The organism is Shigella sp. FC1661, from assembly GCF_001712525.1.
GTDB classification, from domain to species: domain Bacteria; phylum Pseudomonadota; class Gammaproteobacteria; order Enterobacterales; family Enterobacteriaceae; genus Escherichia; species Escherichia coli.
Genome location: NZ_MDGW01000099.1, coordinates 19,897 through 35,673, shown reverse-complemented (window position 1 = coordinate 35,673; position 15,777 = coordinate 19,897). Strand labels below are relative to the sequence as shown.

The 15,777-nt window shown below is 50.4% G+C and carries 10 protein-coding genes and 7 pseudogenes; 12 read left to right on the top strand and 5 right to left on the bottom strand.

Going from position 1 to position 15,777, the window contains the following annotated elements; translation table 11 throughout:
* Both BFF42_RS07260 and speG read left to right on the top strand, forming a co-directional pair.
* Nucleotides 1–442, top strand: a pseudogene (locus BFF42_RS07260) (IS3 family transposase); the annotation flags it as partial.
* A pseudogene (speG, locus tag BFF42_RS07255) lies at nucleotides 439–861 on the top strand (spermidine N1-acetyltransferase); the annotation flags it as partial. The pseudogenes BFF42_RS07260 and speG, both read left to right, overlap by 4 nt.
* Before the next feature lie 2 nt (nucleotides 862–863).
* On the opposite strand, the gene BFF42_RS07250 reads toward speG, so the two are convergent.
* Nucleotides 864–1,574, bottom strand: a complete 711-nt coding sequence (locus BFF42_RS07250) for a YnfC family lipoprotein (protein WP_001321287.1) — start codon at nucleotides 1,572–1,574, stop codon at nucleotides 864–866.
* Between the two features lie 107 nt (nucleotides 1,575–1,681).
* Between BFF42_RS07250 and BFF42_RS07245 the strand changes: the two genes are divergently transcribed.
* The 7 genes and pseudogenes from BFF42_RS07245 to clcB all read left to right on the top strand — a co-directional run.
* On the top strand, nucleotides 1,682–1,987 hold the full coding sequence (locus BFF42_RS07245) for a DUF1161 domain-containing protein (RefSeq protein WP_005024271.1): 306 nt from the start codon (nucleotides 1,682–1,684) through the stop codon (nucleotides 1,985–1,987).
* Between the two features lie 198 nt (nucleotides 1,988–2,185).
* The gene (gene ynfE / locus BFF42_RS07240) at nucleotides 2,186–4,612 is read left to right on the top strand and encodes a selenate/tellurate reductase subunit YnfE (RefSeq protein WP_039059338.1); all 2,427 of its coding nucleotides are present in this window, start codon (nucleotides 2,186–2,188) and stop codon (nucleotides 4,610–4,612) included.
* A 60-nt stretch (nucleotides 4,613–4,672) separates the two neighbouring features.
* Nucleotides 4,673–6,922 (top strand): annotated as a pseudogene (locus BFF42_RS07235) (DMSO/selenate family reductase complex A subunit); the annotation flags it as partial.
* Nucleotides 6,918–7,466: pseudogene (gene ynfG / locus BFF42_RS07230) on the top strand (DMSO reductase like molybdoenzyme iron-sulfur subunit YnfG); the annotation flags it as partial. The pseudogenes BFF42_RS07235 and ynfG, both read left to right, overlap by 5 nt.
* A gap of 1 nt (nucleotide 7,467) precedes the next feature.
* Complete coding sequence (ynfH, locus tag BFF42_RS07225) at nucleotides 7,468–8,322, top strand: selenate reductase membrane anchor subunit YnfH (RefSeq protein ID WP_000526487.1); 855 nt, start codon at nucleotides 7,468–7,470, stop codon at nucleotides 8,320–8,322.
* 42 nt (nucleotides 8,323–8,364) lie between these two features.
* Nucleotides 8,365–8,979, top strand: coding sequence for a Tat proofreading chaperone DmsD (gene dmsD, locus BFF42_RS07220; protein ID WP_000148717.1), 615 nt, complete (start codon nucleotides 8,365–8,367; stop codon nucleotides 8,977–8,979).
* 158 nt (nucleotides 8,980–9,137) lie between these two features.
* Nucleotides 9,138–10,349 (top strand): annotated as a pseudogene (gene clcB / locus BFF42_RS07215) (voltage-gated ClC-type chloride channel ClcB); the annotation flags it as partial.
* 33 nt (nucleotides 10,350–10,382) lie between these two features.
* On the opposite strand, the pseudogene bioD reads toward clcB, so the two are convergent.
* The 3 genes and pseudogenes from bioD to BFF42_RS07200 form a co-directional block, all read right to left on the bottom strand.
* Nucleotides 10,383–11,077 (bottom strand): annotated as a pseudogene (gene bioD, locus BFF42_RS07210) (dethiobiotin synthase).
* 124 nt (nucleotides 11,078–11,201) lie between these two features.
* Complete coding sequence (gene mlc / locus BFF42_RS07205; protein WP_000225263.1) at nucleotides 11,202–12,422, bottom strand: sugar metabolism global transcriptional regulator Mlc; 1,221 nt, start codon at nucleotides 12,420–12,422, stop codon at nucleotides 11,202–11,204.
* A 134-nt stretch (nucleotides 12,423–12,556) separates the two neighbouring features.
* Nucleotides 12,557–13,450, bottom strand: a complete 894-nt coding sequence (locus BFF42_RS07200; RefSeq protein WP_001019548.1) for a LysR family transcriptional regulator — start codon at nucleotides 13,448–13,450, stop codon at nucleotides 12,557–12,559.
* Nucleotides 13,451–13,556: 106 nt separating this feature from the next.
* On the opposite strand from BFF42_RS07200, the pseudogene BFF42_RS07195 reads away from it, so the two are divergent.
* Nucleotides 13,557–14,809, top strand: a pseudogene (locus BFF42_RS07195) (MFS transporter).
* A 48-nt stretch (nucleotides 14,810–14,857) separates the two neighbouring features.
* Here the strand turns inward: BFF42_RS07195 and BFF42_RS28230 are convergent.
* Complete coding sequence (locus tag BFF42_RS28230) at nucleotides 14,858–14,962, bottom strand: KPN_01571 family protein (protein ID WP_001351109.1); 105 nt, start codon at nucleotides 14,960–14,962, stop codon at nucleotides 14,858–14,860.
* Nucleotides 14,963–15,232: 270 nt separating this feature from the next.
* On the opposite strand from BFF42_RS28230, the gene asr reads away from it, so the two are divergent.
* Together asr and ydgU are read left to right on the top strand one after the other, a co-directional pair.
* Complete coding sequence (asr, locus tag BFF42_RS07190) at nucleotides 15,233–15,520, top strand: acid resistance repetitive basic protein Asr (RefSeq protein WP_004983745.1); 288 nt, start codon at nucleotides 15,233–15,235, stop codon at nucleotides 15,518–15,520.
* A 92-nt stretch (nucleotides 15,521–15,612) separates the two neighbouring features.
* Nucleotides 15,613–15,696, top strand: a complete 84-nt coding sequence (gene ydgU, locus BFF42_RS07185) for a small membrane protein YdgU (RefSeq protein WP_000233090.1) — start codon at nucleotides 15,613–15,615, stop codon at nucleotides 15,694–15,696.
* Nucleotides 15,697–15,777 lie beyond the last annotated feature (81 nt).

The following is a 15,777-nucleotide window of genomic DNA, read 5'->3' as shown; positions in this document are numbered from 1 at the left end:
AGGCAGTTCGCCGTGACCGAGCCAAATCAGGTGTGGTGCGGTGATGTGACCTGTATCTGGACGGGTAAGCGCTGGGCGTACCTCGCCGTTGTTCTCGACCTGTTCGCAAGAAAACCAGTGGGCTGGGCCATGTCGTTCTCGCCGGACAGCAGGCTCACCATGAAAGCGCTGGAAATGGCATGGGAAACCCGTGGTAAGCCCGGCGGGGTGATGTTCCACAGCGATCAGGGCAGTCATTATACGAGCAGGCAGTTCCGGCAGTTATTGTGGCGATACCAGATCAGACAGAGTATGAGCCGGCGCGGAAACTGCTGGGATAACAGCCCAATGGAACGCTTCTTCAGGAGTCTGAAGAACGAATGGATGCCGGTGGTGGGTTACCCCAAACGAATCGGAAAATCGATACTGGAAAAACTCTAACTCGGTGGCCAGTTTTTGTTGACCACTTCACATATTCACGATCAGAGCGAACGACGCTTTGTGGTGGAATGTGACGGCGAAAAAGCCGGTCTGGTGGAGCTGGTGGAAATTAACCATGTACATCGCCGGGCAGAATTTCAGATAATTATCTCCCCGGAGTATCAGGGGAAAGGTCTGGCAACCCGTGCCGCCAAATTAGCAATGGACTATGGCTTCACCGTTCTCAATCTCTATAAGCTGTATCTGATCGTCGATAAAGAGAATGAAAAAGCGATTCACATTTACCGCAAGCTTGGCTTTACGGTTGAAGGTGAATTGATGCATGAGTTTTTTATTAATGGTCAATATCGTAATGCCATTCGCATGTGTATATTCCAGCATCAGTATCTGGCAGAGCACAAAACACCAGGTCAGACTCTCCTGAAGCCGACCGCACAATAGCATTAATAATAATCGATCGTATTTTTGATGGTGTAAACCCGTTCGACGGCGGGTTTTACTCCTTCATCAACAATGATCAGCTGACAGTCCACCGGATTGGCGTGACTGTCATATTCACAGCTCTGTTTTACATTACCAACTCGTTGATTATTCAGTAAAGTAACCGCTGTGTAATCTAATTTTTTGATCGGGTCCGTTGATGGCGTGGCGCTGACAGATAATGTTTTGTCGTTACTTTTCGTGGTTTTACCCAGTGGATAACCCTGATCATCATAGCGATATTCCATCTGCATTTGTTTGCTGCTGGCTTTAATCACGAAGCCATTATCATCGGTTTCCCAACTCACCCCGGCAGAAGGTAATTCTGCTAGCTGGCATTTTCCCTGTAAACGTACTCTCTTCTCCAGCGTCTCGGCATCACGGTAATAATTGGCGTCCAGTACCAGAGCGACCACGGTATTATTTTCCAGATCCAGTAATTCGAGTGAATCAAAACAGCCTTCTTCCGACAAAGTCCCAGAAACACGTTTCGTCACTTCACCTTGCTCATCCATTAATGTCTGAGTGAAATCTTTTACCGGACCACGCAGCGGATCAAAATCGAATTCATTAGAGAAACTGGCCATCTCAGGGGTAAATGAAAGTGTTACCTCTGTGCGGTCACATCCTGTGAGGAATATCGCGAGTAAGCATGGTAGTAATTTGTATTTCACAACAGTCACCAGAGAGTAGAGATGATTCTCAATCATAGTAGCAAATACAGTACTTTACACGTTAAATGCTATGCTTAAAGAAGTTATCTTCGCGTAAGGAGCTTATGATGAAACTCTCAACCTGCTGTGCCGCGCTTCTGCTCGCCCTCGCCTCACCCGCGGTACTCGCCGCGCCGGGATCCTGTGAGCGCATACAGAGCGATATATCACAGCGCATTATCAATAATGGCGTACCCGAAAGCAGCTTCACATTAAGTATTGTACCCAATGACCAGGTTGATCAGCCTGATTCCCAGGTCGTCGGGCATTGTGCTAATGATACGCATAAAATTCTCTACACCCGTACCACCAGCGCTAACGTCTCTGCTCCCGCGCAGTCTACCCAGGATGGCGCGCCTGCCGAACCGCAGTAATACATTATCGACTGAACGCCGGATATGACACATCCGGCGATTTGAACATACAACATAATCCCACCTTATTACTCATACCCTTCTATTGATGTGGATTAATAATTCTTAACCCAAAATGGGTAGACCCCCTCTATTGTTAGCGCGCTAAATATTCAATACATAAACATTTATATAACGATAAAGAACAGGGAGTGAGTTATGTCCAAAAATGACCGAATGGTGGGCATCAGCCGCAGAACACTCGTTAAATCAACCGCGATAGGTTCTCTGGCGCTGGCTGCAGGCGGTTTTTCTTTACCGTTCACCCTGCGCAGTGCAGCGGCAACGGTACAACAGGCCAGCGAAAAAGTGATCTGGGGTGCCTGTTCCGTCAACTGTGGTAGCCGCTGTGCACTTCGTCTACATGTTAAAGATAATGAAGTGACCTGGGTGGAAACTGACAATACCGGCAGCGATGAGTACGGCAACCATCAGGTACGCGCCTGTTTGCGCGGTCGCTCCATCCGCCGGCGTATTAATCATCCCGATCGCTTGAATTACCCAATGAAACGCGTGGGTAAACGCGGTGAAGGCAAATTCGAACGGATTAGCTGGGATGAAGCCCTGGATACTATCGCCAGTAGCCTGAAAAAAACCGTCGAACAATATGGCAATGAGGCTGTATATATTCAGTACTCTTCGGGGATTGTTGGCGGCAATATGACCCGCTCTTCGCCATCAGTCTCGGCGGTCAAACGCCTGATGAACTGCTACGGCTGTTCACTCAATCAGTATGGCTCCTACAGCACCGAGCAAATTTCCTGTGCCATGCCCTACACCTACGGCAGTAATGATGGCAACAGCACCACGGATATTGAAAACAGCAAGCTGGTCGTGATGTTTGGTAACAACCCGGCAGAAACCCGCATGAGCGGCGGTGGCATCACTTATCTTCTTGAAAAAGCGCGCGAGAAATCGAACGCCAAAATGATTGTTATCGATCCGCGATATACCGATACGGCTGCTGGTCGTGAAGATGAATGGCTTCCTATTCGCCCGGGCACCGATGCCGCGCTGGTTGCGGGTATTGCCTGGGTATTGATTAACGAAAATCTCGTTGATCAACCTTTTCTCGATAAATACTGCGTCGGCTATGACGAAAAAACCTTACCCGCAGATGCACCAAAAAATGGTCACTATAAAGCCTATATTCTTGGTGAAGGTGATGATAATACAGCGAAAACGCCGCAGTGGGCTTCGCAAATTACCGGTATCCCGGTGGACCGTATCATCAAACTGGCGCGTGAAATTGGCACAGCAAAACCCGCTTATATCTGCCAGGGCTGGGGGCCGCAACGCCAGGCAAACGGCGAACTGACTGCACGCGCTATTGCTATGTTGCCTATTTTGACGGGCAATGTCGGCATCAGCGGCGGAAATAGTGGCGCGCGTGAATCGACCTATACCATTACCATAGAACGCCTGCCGGTGCTGGATAATCCGGTCAAAACGTCAATCTCCTGCTTCAGCTGGACAGATGCTATCGATCATGGTCCGCAAATGACGGCAATCCGCGACGGCGTCCGCGGCAAAGATAAACTGGATGTGCCCATTAAGTTCATCTGGAACTACGCGGGAAATACCCTCGTTAATCAGCATTCTGACATCAACAAAACGCATGAAATTCTGCAGGACGAATCGAAATGCGAAATGATTGTGGTCATCGAAAACTTTATGACCTCATCGGCAAAATATGCCGACATTCTGCTGCCAGACCTGATGACCGTTGAGCAGGAAGATATTATTCCTAACGACTACGCCGGTAACATGGGATATCTCATTTTCCTCCAGCCTGTCACCAGCGAAAAATTCGAACGCAAACCGATTTACTGGATCCTGAGTGAAGTCGCGAAACGTCTTGGACCTGACGTCTATCAAAAGTTCACAGAAGGTCGCACGCAGGAACAATGGTTACAACATCTGTACGCCAAAATGCTTGCCAAAGATCCGGCGTTACCGTCTTACGACGAACTGAAAAAAATGGGTATCTATAAGCGTAAAGATCCCAATGGCCATTTTGTCGCCTACAAAGCATTTCGTGACGACCCCGAGGCAAATCCACTTAAAACGCCTTCCGGTAAGATTGAAATTTATTCCAGCAGGCTGGCGGAAATTGCCCGTACCTGGGAACTGGAAAAAGATGAAGTGATAAGCCCATTGCCAGTTTATGCCTCAACCTTTGAAGGCTGGAACTCCCCTGAACGTAGAACCTTCCCACTGCAACTGTTTGGTTTCCATTACAAATCCCGTACTCACTCGACCTACGGCAATATTGATCTCCTGAAGGCTGCCTGCCGTCAGGAGGTGTGGATCAACCCTATAGATGCGCAGAAACGTGGGATTGCCAACGGCGATATGGTGCGGGTGTTTAACCATCGTGGCGAAGTTCGGCTACCAGCCAAAGTAACACCACGTATTCTCCCTGGAGTTAGCGCTATGGGCCAGGGAGCCTGGCACGAGGCCAATATGTCTGGCGATAAAATCGACCATGGCGGCTGTGTGAATACGCTAACCACTCTGCGCCCTTCACCACTGGCGAAGGGAAACCCGCAGCACACTAATCTGGTCGAGATCGAAAAAATATAACCCACGACAACCATAAATTCTGGCATGACATTTTGTTTGAAAAGCAATAAGTGAGTAATGATGAAAATCCATACCACAGAGGCGCTCATGAAGGCTGAAATCAGCCGTAGAAGTCTGGCACTTGGCAGTCTTGCGCTGGCAAGCAGTGCTTTCATTCTGCCATTTTCCCAAATGGTCCGGGCGGCAGAGGCTCCGGTAGAAGAGAAAGCGGTCTGGAGTTCCTGCACCGTTAACTGCGGGAGCCGCTGTCTGTTACGTTTGCATGTGAAAGATGACACCGTGTACTGGGTGGAGTCTGATACGACAGGTGACGACGTCTACGGTAATCATCAGGTTCGAGCGTGTTTACGCGGGCGCTCTATCCGCCGACGGATGAATCATCCTGATAGGTTGAAATATCCCATGAAGCGCGTCGGCAAGTGCGGTGAAGGTAAATTTGAACGGATAAGTTGGGACGAAGCCCTGGATACCATCAGTGATAATCTTCGGCGGATCCTGAAAGATTACGGCAATGAGGCTGTACATGTCCTGTACGGAACAGGCGTAGATGGCGGAAACATCACCAACTCAAACGTCCCGTACCGTCTGATGAACTCTTGCGGTGGTTTTCTCAGTCGCTATGGCAGCTACAGTACTGCACAGATCAGTGCCGCAATGAGTTATATGTTCGGTGCCAATGATGGCAACAGCCCGGATGATATCGCCAATACGAAACTGGTCGTTATGTTCGGAAATAACCCGGCAGAAACGCGGATGAGCGGCGGTGGTGTCACTTACTACGTCGAGCAAGCCCGCGAACGTTCAAACGCACGCATGATCGTCATCGATCCACGTTATAACGACACTGCTGCCGGGCGTGAAGATGAATGGCTGCCCATTCGCCCTGGCACCGATGGCGCACTGGCCTGTGCAATTGCCTGGGTACTGATTACTGAAAACATGGTCGATCAGCCATTTCTCGACAAATATTGTGTTGGTTACGATGAAAAAACGCTGCCCGCCAACGCACCACGTAACGCGCATTATAAAGCCTATATTCTGGGCGAAGGGCCTGACGGCATAGCTAAAACGCCGGAATGGGCAGCAAAAATCACCAGCATCCCGGCAGAAAAAATTATCCAGTTGGCGCGAGAGATCGGTTCAGCAAAACCTGCTTATATTTGTCAGGGTTGGGGGCCACAACGACATTCCAACGGCGAGCAAACGTCCCGCGCTATTGCCATGCTTTCCGTTCTCACCGGTAACGTTGGCATAAACGGCGGCAACTCAGGTGTACGCGAAGGTAGCTGGGATCTGGGGGTAGAATGGTTCCCGATGCTTGAGAATCCTGTTAAAACGCAGATTTCCGTCTTTACATGGACAGATGCCATCGACCATGGTACGGAAATGACCGCGACCCGTGATGGTGTTCGTGGAAAAGAAAAACTGGATGTCCCCATCAAGTTTTTATGGTGCTACGCCAGTAACACATTGATCAATCAACATGGCGACATCAATCACACCCATGAGGTGCTTCAGGATGACAGCAAGTGCGAGATGATTGTTGGCATTGACCACTTCATGACGGCCTCGGCTAAGTATTACGATATCCTGTTGCCCGACCTGATGCCAACAGAGCAAGAAGACCTTATCTCTCATGAATCTGCAGGGAATATGGGCTATGTGATCCTCGCCCAACCCGCAACCTCAGCAAAATTTGAACGCAAACCCATCTACTGGATGCTGAGTGAAGTCGCCAAACGCTTAGGACCAGACGTTTATCAAACCTTTACTGAAGGTCGCAGTCAGCATGAATGGATCAAATATCTCCATGCGAAAACGAAGGAACGTAACCCTGAGATGCCCGACTACGAGGAGATGAAAACGACCGGGATCTTTAAGAAAAAATGCCCGGAAGAACACTACGTCGCTTTCCGCGCATTCCGTGAAGATCCACAGGCAAACCCGTTGAAAACACCTTCGGGGAAAATCGAAATTTATTCTGAACGACTGGCGAAGATTGCAGATACCTGGGAATTGAAAAAAGATGAAATTATTCATCCCCTTCCTGCGTATACCCCAGGTTTTGATGGCTGGGACGATCCCCTGCGGAAAACCTATCCACTGCAGTTAACGGGCTTCCACTACAAAGCGCGTACCCACTCCAGCTACGGCAATATTGATGTGTTACAGCAGGCCTGCCCACAAGAGGTGTGGATCAACCCCATTGATGCTCAGGCACGCGGTATCCGTCATGGCGATACCGTGCGGGTATTTAACAATAATGGAGAAATGCTGATTGCCGCAAAAGTGACTCCGCGTATTCTGCCAAGATTTTAAAGATCTTGGCCCGGAAGTCAGTTTCCGCCGTATTTATGAATATGCTGGCGGCGACTGGCAGGAAGATAATGGCATCTGGCACCAGAACGTGTTCGCTTATTATCTCTCCATCTCCTGTAACCATTGCGATGACCCCGCATGTACAAAAGTCTGCCCCAGCGGCGCAATGCATAAGCGTGAAGATGGCTTTGTGGTGGTTGATGAAGATGTTTGTATCGGCTGCCGCTACTGCCACATGGCTTGTCCGTACGGCGCACCACAGTACAATGCTGAAAAAGGGCACATGACGAATTGCGATGGTTGTTATTCGCGCGTCGCCGAGGGGAAACAACCCATATGCATCGAATCCTGCCCGCTGCGTGCACTTGAGTTCGGTCCAATTGAAGAGCTGCGCCAGAAGCACGGCACTCTGGCTGCCGTCGCGCCACTGCCGCGCGCGCATTTCACAAAACCCAATATCGTTATCAAACCTAACGCCAACAGCCGCCCGACCGGCGATACCACTGGTTATCTGGCTAATCCGGAGGAAGTGTAAAATGGGAAATGGATGGCATGAATGGCCACTGGTTATCTTTACCGTATTGGGTCAATGCGTAGTAGGCGCGCTGATTGTTAGCGGAATTGGCTGGTTCGCCGCCAAAAATGACGCAGACCGTCAGCGTATTGTCCGTGGCATGTTTTTCCTCTGGCTGTTGATGGGCATCGGGTTTATTGCCTCTGTCATGCACCTGGGATCGCCACTGCGAGCGTTTAACTCGCTGAATCGAATCGGAGCTTCTGGTCTGAGTAACGAGATTGCTGCCGGTTCCATATTTTTTGCCGTTGGTGGACTATGGTGGCTGGTGGCGGTCATCGGTAAAATGCCGCAAGCGTTGGGGAAACTCTGGTTACTTGTCAGCATGGCGCTCGGCGTCATTTTCGTCTGGATGATGACCTGCGTGTATCAAATCGACACCGTGCCAACCTGGCATAACGGTTACACTACGCTGGCTTTCTTCCTGACGGTATTGTTGAGCGATCCAATACTTGCTGCCGCAATTCTGCGGGCAGCTCGCGTTACATTTAATACCACACCATTTGCCATCATTAGCGTTCTGGCGCTGATCGCTTGTGCCGGGGTGATTGTGCTGCAAGGTTTGTCTCTGGCGTCTATTCACTCATCCGTGCAACAAGCCAGCGCACTGGTACCAGATTACGCCTCCTTACAGGTCTGGCGTGTGGTATTGTTATGCGCAAGTCTTGGATGCTGGCTTTGCCCGCTCATTCGTCGCCGTGAACCTCACGTTGCCGGACTTATTCTGGGGCTAATCCTCATACTTGGCGGTGAGATGATCGGGCGTGTGCTCTTTTATGGCCTGCACATGACAGTAGGAATGGCTATTGCAGGTTAACAAATTGGTGCGGGGCAACCCGCACATTTCAGGATGTTAGGAATGACCCATTTTTCACAGCAAGATAATTTTTCTGTCGCGGCGCGCGTGTTGGGCGCGCTGTTTTATTACGCTCCAGAGAGTGCGGAAGCCGCACCTCTGGTTGCGGTACTCACCAGTGACGGCTGGGAAACTCAGTGGCCTCTACCAGAAGCGTCATTAGCGCCGCTGGTGACGGCTTTTCAGACACAGTGTGAAGAGACTCACGCCCAGGCCTGGCAGCGTTTGTTTGTCGGCCCGTGGGCACTGCCGTCTCCGCCGTGGGGGTCGGTCTGGCTGGATCGCGAATCTGTGCTGTTTGGCGATTCAACATTGGCACTTCGTCAGTGGATGCGCGAGAAAGGCATTCAGTTTGAAATGAAGCAATACGAACCGGAAGATCATTTTGGTTCACTGCTGTTGATGGCTGCGTGGTTGGCGGAGAATGGTCGCCAGACAGAATGCGAAGAATTGCTGGCATGGCACCTTTTTCCGTGGTCAACACGTTTTCTTGATGTTTTTATCGAAAAAGCAGAACACCCTTTCTACCGTGCACTGGGTGAACTGTCTCGCTTAACGCTGGCGCAATGGCAATCACAACTGTTAATTCCTGTCGCGGTTAAACCGCTGTTTCGATAGGATCACCGTAATATTGCCGGATGGTGACGATTACGCGCAATCCGGCAATAATAGGTTACAGTGTCACGTTTTTTTATCTCTTAAAGCACGCACTGCTTTTGCGGCTGGCCTCTTTTGCCGCAAAATAGTCGCCCGTGTTTCATTGCCCATTTCTGCTCATGCATCATCTACACATCTATCCGGATCTGCGCACTATGTTCCGCCGTCTGCTTATCGCAACAGTCGTCGGTATTCTCGCGGCCTTTGCCGTTGCCGGGTTTCGTCATGCGATGCTGCTACTGGAGTGGTTGTTCCTCAATAATGACTCCGGCAGTCTGGTCAATGCAGCGACAAACCTTTCCCCCTGGCGACGGTTGCTAACTCCGGCGCTCGGCGGACTGGCGGCGGGTTTGTTGCTGATGGGCTGGCAGAAATTTACCCAACAACGCCCTCATGCGCCGACCGATTACATGGAAGCGTTGCAAACCGATGGACAGTTCGATTACGCAGCAAGCCTGGTTAAATCGCTTGCCTCGCTGCTGGTAGTAACCAGCGGCAGTGCAATTGGTCGCGAAGGTGCGATGATTCTTTTAGCTGCCCTTGCCGCCTCCTGTTTTGCCCAACGTTTTACGCCACGCCAGGAGTGGAAATTATGGATCGCCTGTGGGGCCGCGGCGGGAATGGCTGCGGCCTATCGTGCCCCGCTTGCTGGCAGTTTATTTATAGCCGAAGTGCTGTTTGGCACTATGATGTTGGCCTCTCTCGGCCCGGTGATTATTTCCGCCGTCGTGGCATTGCTGGTTAGCAATCTGATTAATCATAGCGACGCGTTACTCTACAACGTACAACTCTCAGTGACGGTTCAGGCTCGTGACTATGCGCTGATTATCAGTACAGGTGTGCTGGCAGGTCTGTGCGGACCACTGTTGTTAACGTTAATGAACGCCTGTCATCGTGGATTTGTGAGTCTCAAACTTGCGCCGCCCTGGCAACTGGCACTAGGCGGGGTGATCGTGGGTCTGCTTTCCCTGTTCACACCTGCAGTGTGGGGCAACGGCTATAGCACCGTACAATCCTTTTTAACCGCCCCACCACTGTTAATGATCATTGCCGGGATCTTCCTTTGTAAACTGTGTGCCGTGCTGGCGAGTAGCGGTTCCGGCGCACCCGGTGGTGTCTTTACACCGACGCTATTTATCGGTCTTGCCATTGGCATGTTGTATGGTCGTAGCCTGGGATTATGGTTCCCTGATGGCGAAGAAATTACGCTTTTACTCGGATTGACCGAGATGGCGACACTGTTGGCGGCAACCACGCACGCGCCGATTATGTCGACGTTGATGATATGTGAAATGACCGGGGAGTATCAGCTACTCCCCGGTTTATTGATTGCCTGCGTCATTGCGTCGGTAATTTCGCGGACGTTACACCGTGACTCTATCTACGCCAGCACACTGCGCAGCATAGCTAAGCGGATGTATTGCCCCAGTTCTCGCTGTTCGGCGCGCGGCAGATAAGGCAGTTCACCAATGAGCGGTGCCGGAAGTTTTTTACCCAGCACATCAATGATTTCCGCATAATGCGCCAGTCCTGGGTTGATTCGGTTAGCCACCCAGCCAATGAGCGGCAGCCCGTCGTTGGCAATCGCCTGAGCTGTTAGCAGTGCATGGTTAATGCAACCTTCCTGAATACCGACAACCATCAACACCGGCAACTGTTCCTGCACCACCCATTCAGAGAGTGGACGCAAATCATTCATCAGACTGCGCCAGCCGCCAGTCCCTTCTACCACGACATGATCGACTTTATCGGTCAGGTTTGCCAGGCCGTTTGAAATGAGGGTGTAATTGATTGGGCAACTGTGCGCCACGCTACTTTCTTCTTCGCTTAACGCGATAGGATTAACTGCTTCATAAGGCAGTTCGATGGTTGAAACACTCTGCAACACCAGGGCATCTTTATTACGCAGCCCTTCGGGTGTCTCTTTGCTCCCCTTCGCTACGGGTTTATATCCCGCAACTGTTTTTCCCTGGGAGGCTAACGCTTGTAGCAATGCGCGGGAAACCACCGTTTTCCCTACAGAAGTGTCTGTACCGGTAATAAAGAAACGCTTCAGCATCACTAACTCCACCGTTATGCTTCACAAATATAAACCAGGAAAATAATTAACCTTGAAAGTCTAAGTTATGCTTTCCTGGCCCAAATTGAGATAGCGCAAATTTTGGTAGAACAGTTAAAAAATGTTAACCCTGCAACAGACGAATCAACAAAGAACCGTTATACATCGCGTCTTTTACCAGCGCAGCGCCTGCCATCGTGCCCTGGTTAGAAAACTGAGTACTCTCAACGCTAATGTGCTGACTATACGTAGGAAGGGCCTGCTGACGTATGCTGTCCGAGATGACAGGGAAGAGGATATCTGCCGCTTTACTTAACGGTGAGCCAATCAGTATTTTTTGTGGGTTAAATAAATTCACCATGATGGCAAGAATGCGCCCGACATGCGCGCCCACCCCGGTAATGATGTCTTTTGCCAGTAGATCGCCGCGCAATGCCGCCTGACACAATGAGTCCACGGTTAACGGTTGCCCATGTAACATCGAGCTCATGGATTGATTGAGACGCAGCTGTGCCAGCTCAAGAATACTGTCCACACTGGCGATGGTTTCGAGGCAGCCGTGGTTCCCGCAATAACAGCGTTTACCATATGGGTCGACCTGTGTGTGGCCTATTTCCACGAGACTACTGCTGCCTGCGTGTAGCAGATGACCATCGGTAATGACGCCCGCCCCCACGTTGTGATCGATAACCACCTGAATCACATCGCGCGCCCCGCGTGAGGCACCAAACAAGGCCTCTGCCATCGTCCATGCGCTGATATCATGCTGAATATAAACCGGTACGCCGGTATGCTGCTCCAGCGCCTCGCCGAGCGGCATCTCTTTTACATCCTCGTAGAACGGCATGCGATGTACAATACCATTTTCCGTATCAATAATTCCCGGCAGGGTTATGGCAATCGAAGTTAGACGCTCAAGTTTTTTCTGGTGGCGGATAAAAAACTGATCGATATGGGAAATGATACGATCCAGCAATGGCAAGTCATCTTTTAACGCCAGTTCCTGCGACTCTTCCACCACCAGTTTGCTGCTCAGATCGCGCAGAGCAAGGAAAATCTCCCCGCGACTAATGCGCAGAGAAAGATAGTGCCAGGCTTCAGTTTCAACCACCAGCCCCACCGCCGGACGGCCACGGTTCCCCGCTTCTTTGATTTCCAGCTCTTGCACCAAGTGTGCTTCGAGCATCTCACGGACAATTTTAGTGATACTGGCAGGAGCCAGCTGCGCCAGACGGGAAAGATCGATACGCGAGACTGGACCAAGCTGATCAATCAGGCGATAAACCGCGCCCGCGTTGGTCTGCTTTATTTGATCAATGTGCCCAGGCTGGTTTTCAGCAACCACCGCATACTCCCTATATTTTCGCGCTCCGAAATAATCTGTAGGCTATGGTGAAGCACTTCAATACGTGTCGTCAAATTTTTACTTAGACATGTGATTAATAGCACATTTTTCGGGCTTTTTCGCTGAAATTTCCCTCACCTGAGAGCATTCAGCAGATGAATACGAAAGTTACGCGAAGCTGGACTTTGTTCATGATGTTTCGGCCAGACCAACCACATTTCAGAAACCGCATCCTCTTCAGCAATCGGCACCCAGCGCATTTCGTTGAGCTGAACACGTTTAAATGAAGCAGGCAAAATTGAAACACCCAGACCGGCGGAAACCAGACCGATGATGGTCATTGCCTCGCCCACCTCCTGAGTGATGACGGGCGTCAAATGGTAACGTCGCATCAGCCCGAGAATATCGTCATACAGCCCTGTCCCGACGTGCGGATCAAAAAAGACGAAGGGTTCTTTCGCCAGTTCAGCCAACGTTACATTCGGGTTATTTGCCAGGGGATGATCGTGCGGGATCATCGCCATAAGCGGTTCATGGACGATGACTGCGTGTTCAAGCGTCTCCGGTAACGCTGTGTTACGCAGCAATCCCATATCCAGCGTTCCTTCAATGAGCGGAGCGATTTGCTCACGAGTGTTCATTTCGCGGGTTTGTAAATGGACACCGGGATAATCACGGCGAAACAGCGATAACGTATCGGACACCGCCCGAATAAAAGGAGCGGACGAAGTAAAACCAATGCGCAACTCCCCCGCTTCACCCTGATGCAGTCTTTCAGCGCGAGCGGCAGCGTCATCTACCATAGACAGGATTTGCCGACTATCTGCAAGAAACTGTTTTCCTGCTGCCGTCAGCAATACACTGCGATTAGTTCGTGCCAGCAGTCGGGCACCAATTTGTTGCTCCAGTGCCTGAATCTGCTGACTTAGCGGTGGTTGCGAAATATTCAGGCGGGCAGCGGCGCGCCCGAAATGCAGCTCTTCCGCAACAGCAACAAAGTAACGCAGATGACGAAGTTCAATATTCATATTTAAAACATCTTATTTGAGATTATTAATATATTAGACAGAGCAATTCGATTTTCCTAACCTATGTATAAGCCTGATCCACAGGCATATTTAGCAAGGATTTCAAGTGAGCCGTACTACAACTGTTGATGGCGCTCCGGCAAGCGACACTGACAAGCAAAGCATTTCTCAGCCAAATCAATTTATTAAACGCGGTACGCCGCAATTTATGCGCGTCACCCTGGCGCTGTTCTCTGCCGGACTGGCAACCTTTGCACTCCTCTATTGTGTGCAGCCTATCCTTCCGGTGCTTTCGCAGGAGTTTGGCTTAACCCCCGCGAACAGTAGTATTTCACTGTCCATTTCCACGGCGATGTTGGCTATTGGTTTGCTGTTTACTGGCCCCCTATCCGATGCCATTGGTCGCAAACCAGTGATGGTCACGGCGCTACTGTTGGCCTCCATTTGTACGTTATTTCGACAATGATGACCAGCTGGCACGGCATTTTGATTATGCGCGCCTTGATTGGGCTTTCGTTAAGTGGCGTGGCAGCTGTTGGCATGACTTATCTTAGCGAGGAAATCCACCCCAGTTTCGTGGCCTTTTCGATGGGGTTGTATATCAGCGGCAACTCAATTGGCGGCATGAGCGGACGCTTAATTAGTGGTGTCTTCACGGACTTTTTCAACTGGCGAATTGCTCTGGCGGCAATCGGTTGTTTCGCGCTAGCCTCGGCGTTGATGTTCTGGAAAATCCTTCCGGAATCACGCCATTTTCGCCCGACTTCGCTGCGACCTAAGACGTTGTTTATCAACTTTCGTCTGCACTGGCGTGACCGGGGATTACCGTTATTGTTCGCAGAAGGCTTTTTGCTGATGGGGTCGTTCGTCACGCTGTTTAATTACATCGGCTATCGGTTGATGCTTTCCCCCTGGCATGTCAGTCAGGCCGTGGTTGGCTTATTATCGCTGGCTTATTTGACCGGTACACGGAGCTCACCCAAAGCCGGAACCATGACCACCCGCTACGGGCGCGGTCCGGTGATGTTGTTTTCGACGGGGGTTATGCTGTTTGGTTTACTGATGACCTTATTCAGCTCGCTGTGGCTGATCTTTGCCGGAATGTTACTCTTCTCAGCAGGATTCTTCGCAGCCCACTCAGTTGCCAGCAGCTGGATCGGCCCCCGCGCAAAACGCGCTAAAGGCCAGGCCTCCTCGCTGTATCTGTTCAGTTACTATCTGGGGTCGAGTATTGCCGGGACGCTGGGTGGTGTTTTCTGGCATAACTATGGCTGGAACGGCGTCGGCGCATTTATTGCTCTGATGCTGGTCATTGCTCTGCTGGTCAGGACGCGTTTGCATCGTCGTCTGCACGCCTGAAAAATAAGCCCGGACTGCGGTAACTACACGTCCGGACTTATTGCTTGCTCAAACCAACGTTAATAGCCATCCTAAAATAGACGAAGCGCCAGCCAATTCCCGCAGTGCGTCTAGCGTCATCAGGATTATAAGTACCCAAATAAACGGATTCATTTTGCTGTGTGTCATTTATTACTGATGCGCAGTTATTCTACCGCTTTGTAAGTAGTAAAATAGTTAACCCGATCAAGACTACTATTATTGGTAGCTAAATTTCCCTTAAGTCACAATACGTTATTATCAATGCTGTAATTTATTCAGCGTTTGTACATATCGTTACACGCTGAAACCAACCACTCACGGAAGTCTGCCATTCCCAGGGATATAGTTATTTCAACGGCCCCGCAGTGGGGTTAAATGAAAAAACAAATTGAGGGTATGACAATGAAAAAAGTATTAGCTCTGGTTGTTGCCGCTGCTATGGGTCTGTCTTCTGCCGCCTTTGCTGCAGAGACTGCGACGACCACCAAAGCAGCGCCGGCGAAAACGACACATCATAAAAAACAGCATAAAGCAGCACCTGCCCAGAAAGCGCAGGCAGCTAAAAAGCATCATAAAAATACGAAAGCTGAACAGAAAGCCCCTGAACAAAAAGCGCAGGCAGCGAAGAAACACGCCGGGAAACACAGTCATCAGCAACCGGCAAAACCTGCTGCACAACCCGCAGCGTAAGTTTTCAACAGTAATGCTGGCGCGCCCCCTCGCGCCTGAAAATTACGGTGCTAAGCGGGTAACGTTTAGCACCGCCTTTAGCGGAGGGTAGTATGGTGGGCCGTTATCGCTTTGAGTTCATTCTTATCATCCTTATTTTATGCGCACTGATTGCCGCCCGTTTTTATCTTTCCTGACTGTAGTTATCTGATTTTACTCCCACTTTCATCCCGTCCCGTCTATAGTATTTATGAGGGTTTGCTTTTAATAATCATAAT

What these genes read in the sequence shown, in the direction of transcription:
- BFF42_RS07245 (WP_005024271.1), top strand. Translation starts at nt 1,682, where the DNA reads ATGAAACTCTCAACCTGCTGTGCCGCGCTTCTGCTCGCCCTCGCCTCA.
- ynfE (WP_039059338.1), top strand. Translation starts at nt 2,186, where the DNA reads ATGTCCAAAAATGACCGAATGGTGGGCATCAGCCGCAGAACACTCGTT.
- ynfH (WP_000526487.1), top strand. Translation starts at nt 7,468, where the DNA reads ATGGGAAATGGATGGCATGAATGGCCACTGGTTATCTTTACCGTATTG.
- dmsD (WP_000148717.1), top strand. Translation starts at nt 8,365, where the DNA reads ATGACCCATTTTTCACAGCAAGATAATTTTTCTGTCGCGGCGCGCGTG.
- BFF42_RS07200 (WP_001019548.1), bottom strand. Translation starts at nt 13,450, where the DNA reads ATGAATATTGAACTTCGTCATCTGCGTTACTTTGTTGCTGTTGCGGAA.
- BFF42_RS28230 (WP_001351109.1), bottom strand. Translation starts at nt 14,962, where the DNA reads ATGAATCCGTTTATTTGGGTACTTATAATCCTGATGACGCTAGACGCA.
- asr (WP_004983745.1), top strand. Translation starts at nt 15,233, where the DNA reads ATGAAAAAAGTATTAGCTCTGGTTGTTGCCGCTGCTATGGGTCTGTCT.
- ydgU (WP_000233090.1), top strand. Translation starts at nt 15,613, where the DNA reads ATGGTGGGCCGTTATCGCTTTGAGTTCATTCTTATCATCCTTATTTTA.